The 11,730-nt window shown below is 52.4% G+C and carries 10 protein-coding genes; all 10 read right to left on the bottom strand.

Translation table 11 applies throughout. From position 1 onward, the window contains the following. Nucleotides 1-2 precede the first annotated feature (2 nt). Nucleotides 3-1,085, bottom strand: a complete 1,083-nt coding sequence (gene mraY / locus EFER_RS00790; RefSeq protein WP_000964131.1) for a phospho-N-acetylmuramoyl-pentapeptide-transferase — start codon at nt 1,083-1,085, stop codon at nt 3-5. Then, on the bottom strand, nt 1,079-2,437 hold the full coding sequence (gene murF, locus EFER_RS00785; protein WP_000626661.1) for a UDP-N-acetylmuramoyl-tripeptide--D-alanyl-D-alanine ligase: 1,359 nt from the start codon (nt 2,435-2,437) through the stop codon (nt 1,079-1,081). The genes mraY and murF overlap by 7 nt, the downstream gene beginning before the upstream one ends. Continuing rightward, entirely contained in the window at nt 2,434-3,921 is a 1,488-nt protein-coding gene (gene murE, locus EFER_RS00780) for a UDP-N-acetylmuramoyl-L-alanyl-D-glutamate--2,6-diaminopimelate ligase (protein ID WP_000785118.1), read from the bottom strand. The genes murF and murE overlap by 4 nt, the downstream gene beginning before the upstream one ends. Then, on the bottom strand, nt 3,908-5,674 hold the full coding sequence (gene ftsI / locus EFER_RS00775) for a peptidoglycan glycosyltransferase FtsI (protein ID WP_000642222.1): 1,767 nt from the start codon (nt 5,672-5,674) through the stop codon (nt 3,908-3,910). Before ftsI ends, murE begins: the two co-directional genes overlap by 14 nt. A 15-nt stretch (nt 5,675-5,689) precedes the next feature. Beyond that, nucleotides 5,690-6,055, bottom strand: coding sequence for a cell division protein FtsL (gene ftsL, locus EFER_RS00770; RefSeq protein WP_000625658.1), 366 nt, complete (start codon nt 6,053-6,055; stop codon nt 5,690-5,692). After that, on the bottom strand, nt 6,052-6,993 hold the full coding sequence (gene rsmH, locus EFER_RS00765; protein WP_000970479.1) for a 16S rRNA (cytosine(1402)-N(4))-methyltransferase RsmH: 942 nt from the start codon (nt 6,991-6,993) through the stop codon (nt 6,052-6,054). Before rsmH ends, ftsL begins: the two co-directional genes overlap by 4 nt. Before the next feature lies 1 nt (nt 6,994). Then, entirely contained in the window at nt 6,995-7,453 is a 459-nt protein-coding gene (gene mraZ / locus EFER_RS00760) for a division/cell wall cluster transcriptional repressor MraZ (protein ID WP_000488287.1), read from the bottom strand. A gap of 593 nt (nt 7,454-8,046) precedes the next feature. After that, nucleotides 8,047-9,051 (bottom strand): catabolite repressor/activator, encoded by a 1,005-nt coding sequence (cra, locus tag EFER_RS00755; RefSeq protein ID WP_000762414.1) that lies wholly within the window; start codon nt 9,049-9,051, stop codon nt 8,047-8,049. 180 nt (nt 9,052-9,231) lie between these two features. Further along, a complete protein-coding gene (gene ilvN, locus EFER_RS00745) occupies nt 9,232-9,723 on the bottom strand; it encodes an acetolactate synthase small subunit (protein WP_001353460.1) in 492 nt (163 codons plus the stop codon). 2 nt (nt 9,724-9,725) lie between these two features. Next, entirely contained in the window at nt 9,726-11,450 is a 1,725-nt protein-coding gene (gene ilvI, locus EFER_RS00740; protein WP_000425680.1) for an acetolactate synthase 3 large subunit, read from the bottom strand. Nucleotides 11,451-11,730 lie beyond the last annotated feature (280 nt).

Raw genomic sequence — 11,730 nt, 5'->3', positions numbered from 1 at the left:
GATTAACGTACCTTCAGCGTTGCCAGACCAATCAGGACCAGCATCAGCGAAATAATCCAGAAACGCACAATGACGCGCGGTTCCGGCCAACCTTTCAGTTCATAGTGGTGGTGAATCGGCGCCATGCGGAAAATACGTTGTCCGCGCAGTTTAAAGGAGCCGACCTGCAGGATGACGGAAAGCGTTTCTACCACGAACACGCCCCCCATAATCACCAGCAGGAATTCCTGACGCAGCAGTACGGCGATAATGCCCAGCGCGCCACCTAACGCCAGCGAACCGACATCGCCCATAAAGACCTGCGCCGGATAGGTGTTAAACCACAGGAAGCCCAGCCCTGCCCCGACTATCGCGGTACAGACAATGACCAGTTCCCCGGCGTGTCGCAGATACGGTATGTGTAAATAGCTGGCAAAGTTCATATTGCCGGTCGCCCACGCCACCAGCGCAAAACCACCGGCGACAAATACGGTCGGCATAATTGCCAGACCGTCGAGACCATCGGTCAGGTTTACCGCGTTGCCAGTACCCACAATGACGAAGTAAGCCAGCAGAATGTAGAACAGTCCCAGTTGCGGCATCACATCTTTAAAGAACGGGACCACCAGTTGCGTTGCGGGCGTATCTTTGCCGGCAAGGTACAAAGCGAAAGCAACACCCAGCGCAATGACCGACATCCAGAAATACTTCCAGCGAGCAATCAACCCTTTGGTGTCTTTACGCACTACTTTGCGATAGTCATCAACGAAGCCAATAACACCGTAACCGACCAGCACGACCAACACGCACCAGACATACGGGTTGGACGGGTATGCCCACAGCAGCACGGAGATCACAATCGCTGTCAGGATCATAATCCCGCCCATAGTCGGCGTACCGCGCTTGCTGAAGTGTGATTCAGGACCGTCGTTACGCACCACCTGACCAAAGGAGAGTTTTTGTAAATGAGCAATCATGCGCGGGCCCATCCACAATGAGATGAACAGCGCAGTCAGCAGGCTGACGATGGCGCGAAACGTCAGATAGGAAAAGACGTTAAAGCCGGAATAATATTTGACCAAATGTTCGGCCAGCCAAACTAACATGTCCCATTCTCCTGTAAAGCGCGTACTACCTCTTCCATGGCAGCACTACGTGAACCCTTAACTAAAATCGTAATTACCTGTTGCTCAGCAATCAGTGATTTAAGATGCGTAATTAACGCAGTTTTATCAGCAAAATGTTCGCCAACGCCGCTGGTGGTGCTGATAACATGGCTTTGTTTACCCACGCTTAACACGCGGTCAATACCAGCCGCCTTCGCCGCTTCGCCCACCTGTACATGGCAGGCTTCGCTTTCAGCGCCCAGTTCTGCCATATCGCCCACCACCAGCACACGGTAGCCCGGCATTTCAGCCAGTACCTGAACAGCGGCGGTCATGGAGCCGACGTTAGCGTTGTAGGAGTCGTCGAGCAGCAACTGATTTTCCGCCAGTTGAATGGGGAACAGACGGCCAGGGACAGCTTTCAGATTTGCCAGCCCCGCTTTAATAGCATCAAGCGTTGCGCCCACGGACATGGAGAGCGCAGCGGCTGCCAGCGCATTCGCAATATTGTGACGCCCCGGCAACGGCAGCAGAACATCGACGCTACCCGTTGGGGTTTGCAGCGTAAATTCCGTACCGTGCGAGGTCACGTGGATATTGGTGGCGGTGAAATCGCTGTTGTTAGCATTCGGTGAGAAGCGCCACACTTTGCGTGAGCCAATCACACTCTGCCAGTTCAGCCAGTCGTTGTTGTCGGCATTCATAATGGCGATACCGTTTTCCGGCAGGCCGCTAAAGATTTCACCTTTCGCTTTCGCGACACCCGCAAGCGAGCCAAAACCTTCCAGATGCGCCGCTGCCAGGTTGTTGACCAGCGCCGCTTCCGGGCGAGTAAGGCTAACAGTCCAGGCAATTTCACCCTGATGGTTTGCACCAAGCTCAATAACTGCGTAATCGTACTCTGGCGTTAAGCGCAACAGCGTCATCGGTACACCGATGTCGTTGTTGAGATTGCCTGCCGTATAAAGCGTGTTGCCACACTGGCTTAAAATCGCCGCCGTCATCTCTTTAACGGAGGTTTTGCCGGAGGAACCGGTCAGAGCAACCACGCGCGCCGGAACTTGCTGGCGAACCCATGCAGCCAGTTCACCAAACGCCAGACGAGTATCCTTGACGATTAACTGCGGCAGATCGATATCCAGCGGACGGCTAACCAGTAGTGCACCCGCACCGCCAGCTTTCGCCTGGTCAGCAAAATCATGGGCATCGAAACGTTCGCCTTTCAGGGCAACAAACAGGCAACCCGGCGTCAGTTTTCGTGTGTCAGTGGTTACAGCATCAAGGGTGATATCTGCCCCTTTTAGTTCACCGTTGAGAATATCGGTAAGTTGGCTAAGGGTTACGCTAATCATGCAATTACCCCCAGCAGACGCGCTACCGTGACGCGATCGGAATAGTCGAGACGCTGATTGCCAACAATCTGGTAATCTTCATGGCCTTTGCCCGCGACCAGTACCACATCGTTCTCTTTAGCCTGCATAACGGCGCAAGTCACCGCTTCAGCGCGGCCTTCCATCACTTTGGCATGTCCGGCATCTAACATTCCCGCCAGAATATCGTTGATGATGGCACGCGGCTCTTCGGTACGCGGGTTATCGTCCGTCACCACCGCCACGTCAGCAAACTCTTCAGCAATTGCGCCCATCAGTGGACGCTTACCTTTATCGCGATCGCCACCACAGCCAAAGACGCACCACAGCTTGCCTGCACAGTGAAGACGTGCAGCCTGCAAGGCTTTTTCCAATGCATCCGGCGTATGCGCGTAATCCACCACCACCGTCGGTTTGCCCGGTGCAGTGAACACTTCCATACGTCCGCAAACCGGTTGCAGACGCGCGGCGGTTTTTAACAGATCAGCCAGCGGGTAGCCAAGTGCCAGCAGCGTCGCCAGCGCGAGCAGCAGGTTGCTGACATTAAAAGCGCCCATCAGATGGCTTTCAATTTCGCCATCACCCCAGCTTGAGCTAAAGCGAATAGTCGCACCGCTGTCGTGATAGTTCACGTCGGTCGCTTTCAACCAGCGTCCGTGACAGTTCGGATTGATATGATCTTCCATTGATACCGCAACCGCGTCCGGCAGTTTTGCCAGCCAGCGGCGGCCCACTTCATCGTCGGCGTTAATAATCGCCTGACCGCAATGATGTTCAGAATAAAGCAGCCATTTCGCCGCTTCGTAGTGTTCCATATCACCATGGTAATCAAGGTGATCGCGACTCAAGTTGGTAAAGACTGACGCCGCAAATTTCAATGCCGCCACACGGTGCTGTACCAGCCCGTGGGAGGAAACTTCCATTGCGCAAAAAGTCGCGCCCTGATCCACCAGCCCCGCCAGCTCATGCTGAACGTCGACTGCCGAACCGGTGGTATTTTCTGTTGGGATCACTTTTCCCAGCAGGCCATTACCAACAGTACCCATTACCGCGCTTGTTTCGCCAAGCAGTTGGCTCCACTGCGCCAGAAGCTGAGTAGTCGTAGTTTTGCCGTTGGTGCCCGTTACGCCCACGAGACGTAAATTGTCAGAGGGTTCATGGTAAAAGCGGCCCGCCAGTGCAGATAAACGCTCATTGAGCTGGCTGAGATAGATGACCGGTACGCCGTGCATTTCACGGATTTCACCGTCGGTCGCCTCATCTTTCGCCTCTGCAATAATGGCAGCCACACCTTGCGCTATCGCCTGCGGGATATATCGACGCCCGTCCGCCTGATGACCTACTACAGCTACAAAGAGATCGCCCGCCGCAGCCACACGGCTGTCGAGTGTCATCTCTCGTAGTGCTCGCGAAGGTGCGTCTGGCACCCACGGAGCAAGAAGGTCGCGCAAATTACGATCTGCCACCTGTCCCCTCGCCTTGATTAATCACAAATTCATTTTTATCGCCCGTTGTCAGCGCATCCGGCTCGATGTTCATGGTACGCAATACGCCGCCCATGATGGCACCAAAGACCGGCGCGGAAACGGCGCCGCCGTAGTATTTACCCGCCTGCGGATCGTTGATAACAACAACCAGCGCGAAGCGCGGCTGACTCGCAGGCGCAACGCCTGCGGTATAAGCAATATATTTATTGATGTAGCGACCGTCCGGCCCGACCTTTTTCGCAGTACCGGTTTTAATGGCGATACGATAGCCTTTAATCGCCGCCTTCACGCCGCCGCCACCCGGTAGCGCCACGCTTTCCATCATATGCACCACGGTGCGAACAATGGACTCCGGGAAGACACGTTCACCGGGAACCGGGGGATCAACTTTGGTAATCGATAGCGGGCGATAAATGCCATAGCTGCCGATAGTTGCGTAGACTCGCGCTAACTGTAACGGTGTTACCATTAGCCCATAGCCGAAAGAGAAGGTGGCCCTCTCTATGTCAGACCACCGTTGTTTTTGAGGATATAAGCCACTGCGTTCTCCGACCAACCCCAAATTGGTCGCTTTTCCCAGTCCAAAACGTGAGTAAGTATCTACTAACGCTGAGGACGGCATCGCTAACGCCAGTTTGGAAACACCGACGTTACTCGACTTCTGTAATACCCCGGTCAGGGTTAATTCGCTGTAGCGTGCCACGTCTTTGATTTCGTGGCCGTTAATTCGATAAGGAACGGTATTCAGTACCGAGTTTTCTCGCACCACGCCACGTTGCAACGCGGTCATCACCACCATCGGTTTGACCGTTGAGCCAGGTTCAAACACGTCGGTGATGGTACGGTTACGCATCGCCTCTTTCGGCGTGCCACTCAGATTGTTTGGGTTGTATGACGGGCTGTTAGCCATCGCCAGCACTTCACCGGTGTTGACATCCACCAGCACGGCACTACCGGATTCAGCCTTGTTAAAGGCCACCGCGTTATTCAGTTCGCGATAAACCAGCGCCTGCAGGCGTTCATCAATACTCAGCGCCAGATTGTGTGCCGCCTGGCTGTCGGTGGAAGAGATATCTTCAATTACGCGACCATAGCGGTCTTTACGCACAATGCGCTCGCCAGGCTGCCCGGTAAGCCATTTATCGAAACTCTTCTCGACGCCCTCAATCCCCTGACTATCGACGTTAGTAAAGCCGATGAGGTGAGCGGTCACTTCGCCAGACGGATAGTAACGGCGAGATTCTTCACGTAGATGAATCCCCGGCAGCTTCAGTTTTTTGATGTACTCAGCCATGTCAGGGTTAACCTGACGCGCCAGATAGATAAAGCGCCCTTTCGGGTTGGCATTAATGCGGGCGGAAAGTTGATCCAGCGGAATATTAAGCGCATTAGCCAACGCCTTCCAGCGGTCACCGACGCTGATGCCGCCAGCTTCATGCACTTCTTTCGGGTCGGCCCAGATCGCTTTTACTGGCACACTCACTGCTAACGGGCGACCAGAACGATCGGTAATCATGCCGCGGGAGGTGGATACTTGCTGAACGCGAAGAGAGCGCATGTCGCCCTCTTTCACCAGCATATCCGGGGAGATTACCTGCAACCAGGCAACGCGTCCGAGCAGAAAAGCCAGCGCCAGGAGAATACAGCCGCATAACAACGCAAAACGCCAACTGATAAAGTTGGCATGTTCTTCCTGACGTTTTGGTTTCTGCGTTTTCGCCGCTGCTTTCATGCGTCGCGTTTATCCTTATTTTTGCACTACGATATTTTCTTGTGACGGATCAACATGCTGCATTTGCAGCTTTTCCGTGGCGATCCTTTCCACCCGGCTATGGTCGCCGAGCGCATTCTCTTCAAGGATCAGGTTGCGCCATTCAATGTCTAAAGCATCTCGCTCCAGCACCAGTTGTTCGCGCTGAGCGGTCAGTAAACGGGTATGGTGCGCCGTGGTTACCACGGTCACCGCCGTCAAAATAATGCAAATGAACAGGCAGAGTGGCAGCTTCCCAAATCGCAAAAGATCGTCACCGATAACACCAGGCAATGCATGGCGCTCGTGGCTTCCCATCGATCCTTTAACTTTGCTTAGAGCTTCTGTCACTCTGCTGATCATGCGTTCGTCCTCTCTGCAATACGCAGAACTGAACTACGGGCACGAGGGTTCTCAGCCACCTCTTCTTCGCCCGGCATTAACTTGCCTAGTGCTCGCAGCTGACGGCCACCCAGTTTTTTGAGCTGCTCTTCAGTCATCGGTAACCCTGCCGGAACTTGCGGACCACGGCTGTTTTCACGCATAAAGCGTTTCACAATGCGGTCTTCCAGCGAGTGGAAGCTGATGATCGAGAGCCGCCCCCCCGGGGCCAGCACGTTGAGCGAGCTTTTTAGCGCCTGCTCTATCTCCTCCAGTTCACTGTTTACCCAAATGCGCACCGCCTGGAAGGTACGGGTCGCGGGATGTTTAAACTTATCTTTCACCGGCGTTGCGGCAGCCACGACTTCCGCCAGTTCTTTGGTGCGGGTCATCGGCTGTTCGCGGTTTCGCTCGACAATGGCGCGGGCAATGCGTTTGGCAAAACGCTCTTCACCATAGGTTTTCAATACCCAGGCGATATCGGCTTCTTCTGCGGTTTGTAGCCATTCAGCGGCTGACTGCCCACGGGTTGGGTCCATACGCATGTCCAGCGGACCATCGCGCATAAAGGAAAAGCCGCGTTCAGCATCATCAAGTTGCGGTGAAGAGACGCCAAGATCGAGGAGAATGCCGTCGATCTTGCCGATAAGATCGCGCTCGGCAACATATTCGCCCAGCGCGGAGAAAGGTCCGTGGATGATGGAGAAGCGCGGATCATCAATAGTCTTCGCAACGGCGATAGCCTGCGGGTCGCGATCGATCGCCAGCAAACGCCCCTCTTCGCCAAGCTGCGAGAGGATCAGACGTGAGTGACCACCGCGACCAAAAGTTCCATCAATGTAGATACCGTCAGGACGGATATTGAGGCCATTTACGGCTTCGTCCAGCAGTACCGTGGTATGTTTATAGTTTTCCATCATTTTATAGAGACAAGTCCTGCAGTCGTTCCGATAAGTTTTCGGTAATAGACTGTTCAGCGTCGATATCTTCCCTGACCTGTTGATGCCAGGTCGTTTCATCCCACAGCTCGAACTTATTGAACTGCCCGACCAGCATCACTTCTTTTGTCAGCCCGGCATGTTGCCGCAACACAGGAGCGATCAATAGTCGACCTGCGTTATCCAACTGGCACTCACTGGCATGCCCCAACAGAAGGCGCTGAACACGGCGCTCAACGGGGTTCATGCTCGAAAGACGCGATAATTTGTGCTCGATAATTTCCCATTCAGGAAGGGGGTAAAGCAGCAGGCACGGGTGATGAATGTCAATGGTACATACCATTTGACCGGCAGCGTTCCCGAGCAGTTCTTCCCGATAACGGGTAGGCACCGATAAGCGCCCTTTACTGTCGAGATTGACTAACGTTGCTCCCCGGAACATGCCAGTCTCCCCCCGATTACCACTTTATCCCACAAATTCCCACTAAAAGGAGTTTACGGAGCGGAGGAAAAGCTTGTCAAGCCAGGAACATTCCTTACCGAAGCAAAAAACCCAATGTTTACGACTAATATCTGCATTGTTTAAAAATCGCCCAACGAACGAAGCAAATTAACGTCATGAATAGTTGCAAGAAAAAATCCCACTCATCATTACCGTTTTAAAAACGACTCCAATTTCTTTAATGAAAATATAAAGTGTCAGTTTGCGACGCGGGCGGCATTTTAAGACAATATGCATAAGGATAACAGTCCTTGTTTACCGCCAGGCACGGGGCACGGCAAGGGGTTGGATAAGGGGAGACAGAAAAGTGTTTGTTAATTCGGCAATTGCTCTCTCGCCTGTAACAAAGCAATACAATGGTAACTATTCGTTACGTGTCAATTACCAAAACCAGGGCAATTAATAAGAAAGAGAGATTAATTACGAAGAGTTAATGCCAAAGCTCAGGAATAATCTTAATTATGGTAAGGAAATAAGATTTTATCCCGAAAAGCGCCAGAGTTTTTTCTCCGGCGCCAATTTTCATAAAACGCTTAGCTGCGGCTCAATACTCCACGGCGATAGAGATTACGCTTAATGCGCGTTAAACCAGGTTTAGGTTTACGTGGTTCATCAAGGCTCGCCAGCACGATTTCAAGGACACGTTCGGCAACATCACGATGACGCTGCGCCACCGCCAGTACCGGGCATTGCAGGAAATCCAGCAGTTCGTTATCACCAAAAGTAGCAATAGCCAGATCGGAAGGTAACTTACCGTCACGACGCAGTGTGACATCCATTACCCCTTGCAACAAAGCAAACGAGGTGGTGAATAATGCTTGTGGCATTGGGTGCGTTTCCAGCCATTTCTCAAACAGCTGTCCGGCAGCTTCACGCTCATAACTGTTGGCGTAGAGGAAATGGACTTCACGCGGATCATCTTTCCACGCAGTACGAAACCCTTGCTCACGCAGGAAGCTGACAGAAAGCTCCGGCAGCGCACCAAGATAAAGCACGGTTTCTGCGGGGAATTTACGTAGCTCCTCCGCCAGCATTTCGGCATCGTCCTGATCCGCACCAACCACACTGGTAAAATGCTCACGATCAAGAGCGCGGTCCAGCGCAACAATCGGGAAGGTGTCGTTAGCCCAACGTTGATAGAACGGATGCTCCGGTGGCAACGAAGTGGAAACAATAATGGCATCTACCTGACGCTGTAAAAGATGCTCGATACAGCGCATTTCGTTGTCTGGTTGATCTTCTGAGCAGGCAATCAGCAGTTGATAACCCCGTTGGCGAGCCTGGCGCTCCAGGTAATTTGCTATACGGGTATAGCTCGTGTTTTCCAGATCAGGGATTACCAGCCCGATCGATCGTGTGCGTCCAGCACGAAGCCCAGCTGCCACGGCGTTCGGGTGGTAATTGTGCTCACGCACCACAGCCATGACTTTTTCAACGGTTTTGTCGCTCACACGGTATTGCTTCGCTTTGCCGTTAATAACATAGCTTGCAGTGGTCCGCGACACTCCCGCCAGCCGAGCGATTTCATCCAGTTTCACAATTGCCCCTTGCGTAAAATGTAAAAACCATATCCATTGTACTGGTATGGGTTAAATTCATTAACATCTAAGCGCAGAAAATTAACTGCGGCAACCGCTTTTATTCTGTGTTTCCACTGATTTCGCAAAAAAAAGCCCAACACGAGATATTGGGCCTCAATTTATGGTTTCAGATCATTCTCAACGCATTATTTTTTCACCGCGCGAAAGTCCGACCACGCCAGAGCGAGCAACTTCCACAATTTTCGCCACATCGCGAATCGATGCTAAAAATGCATCAAGCTTATCGCTGGTGCCTGCCAGTTGGACGGTGTAAAGCGATGGCGTGACATCGATGATTTGCCCACGAAATATTTCCGTATTGCGCTTCACTTCGTCACGTCCGTAGCCGCTGGCCTGAATTTTCACCAGCATGATTTCCCGCTCGACGTGCGCCCCCTGCCCCAGCTCGCTCACGCGCAAGACATCGACCAGTTTGTGTAATTGCTTTTCGATCTGCTCAAGCACTTTTTCATCGCCCACGGTCTGGATGGTCATACGCGATAATGTCGGATCGTCGGTGGGCGCAACGGTCAGGCTTTCAATGTTGTACCCACGTTGGGAAAAAAGGCCAATCACGCGGGATAACGCGCCTGATTCATTTTCGAGTAAGACTGATAATATCCGGCGCATAATCAGGTTCTCTCCGTTTTGCTTAACCACATTTCATCCATTCCGCCCCCGCGAATCTGCATCGGGTAGACGTGCTCACTGCCATCGACGGTAACATCAACAAAGACCAGACGATTATTGCGCACCTGTTCCAGCGCCTCGCTAAGTTTGCTTTCCAGCTCTTGCGGATGAGAAATCTGAATCCCGACATGCCCATAGGCTTCCGCCAGACGGACGAAATCGGGTAGCGATTGCATATAAGATTGTGAATGACGGCCGGAATAGATCATGTCCTGCCACTGCTTCACCATCCCCAGATAGCGATTATTGAGATTCACCACCAGTACGGGCAGCTCGTATTGCAAGGCGGTAGACAGTTCCTGAATGTTCATCTGAATACTGCCGTCGCCAGTGACGCAAACCACGGTTTCTTCTGGCAACGCCATTTTGACGCCCAGTGCCGCAGGTAAACCAAACCCCATCGTGCCGAGACCGCCAGAGTTGATCCAGCGACGCGGTTTGTCGAATGGATAATAAAGCGCAGCAAACATCTGGTGCTGCCCGACATCGGACGTCACGTAAGCGTCCCCCTTCGTCAACCGCCAAAGAGTCTCGATCACCGCCTGTGGTTTAATCTTTTCACTGTGAGTGTCATATTTCAGGCACTGACGAGCGCGCCACTGTTCAATCTGCTGCCACCAGTCGCGGATCTCATCCAGCGGTTGATGGGCGGATTCTTGCGACAGGAGTTCAAGCATTTGTTCAAGGACCTGGCGGGCATCTCCAACAATCGGGATATCAGCAGTCACGGTTTTAGAAATGGAGGTAGGATCAATATCGATATGCAAAACCGTGGCATTTGGGCAGTACTTTGCCAGATTGTTCGTCGTTCGGTCATCAAAACGTACCCCGACGGCGAAAATCACATCCGCGTTATGCATCGTCATATTGGCTTCGTAGGTGCCGTGCATTCCCAGCATGCCCAGAGCCTGACGATGCGTTGCCGGAAACGCCCCCAGCCCCATCAATGAGGAAACAACGGGCAGATTTAACGCCTCCACCGTTTCTTTCAGCTGCTGATGGCAGCCCGCCGTGATTGCCCCACCGCCTACGTAGACAACCGGTTTTTTTGCCGCAACCAGCGTTTGCAGAGCGCGCTTAATTTGCCCTTTATGCCCAGTGGTTGTGGGATTGTAAGAACGCATACTGACTGCTTCCGGCCAGGCATACGGTAATTTTTTTGCCGGATTCAGGATATCTTTTGGTAGATCGACCACCACAGGTCCTGGACGACCACTTGCCGCCAGCCAGAAGGCTTTTTTCAACACCTGCGGAATATCTTCTGTCTGTTTGACCAGAAAACTGTGCTTCACCACCGGGCGGGAAATCCCCACCATGTCACACTCCTGAAAGGCATCGTAACCAATCAATGACGTCGCCACTTGACCGGAAAGAACCACCAGTGGAATCGAATCCATATACGCTGTAGCGATCCCCGTGATGGCGTTAGTCGCCCCTGGGCCTGATGTCACCAGCACGACGCCCACTTCCCCCGTCGCACGTGCCTGGCCATCAGCCATATGCACCGCCGCCTGTTCATGGCGAACGAGAACATGCTCAATACCGCCTACGGTATGTAATGCATCATAAATATCGAGGACTGCGCCCCCGGGATAGCCGAATACTTGCTTTACGCCCTGATCGATAAGCGATCGGACGACCATCTCGGCTCCAGACAACATCTCCATGGCTTGCCTCACTGTTAAACGAACAATAAATTCCAAAATACATTAACTGCTCGTTTTGACTCAGGCAATTAGGGGAAAATCCCATATCGATGTAAAGAAAAGTATAATCAGAATGAAAGTCGGAAATAACTGGAGAATAACTCTGACTATAAGGCTGGGAATAATAAATAATCTCTTAAAAATCGATAGTTACAGCGATTACTCTATTTTTCACTTTCTGTTGAGAAAGCCCCATCAGTAATACAGCATAAAATTTCATATTTTTTAAAAAAAGCAGAAT

The sequence above is a fragment of the Escherichia fergusonii ATCC 35469 genome, from assembly GCF_000026225.1.
GTDB lineage: Bacteria > Pseudomonadota > Gammaproteobacteria > Enterobacterales > Enterobacteriaceae > Escherichia > Escherichia fergusonii.
Note: the sequence above shows the minus strand (reverse complement) of the source record. Positions and strands in the feature narration are given on the sequence as shown.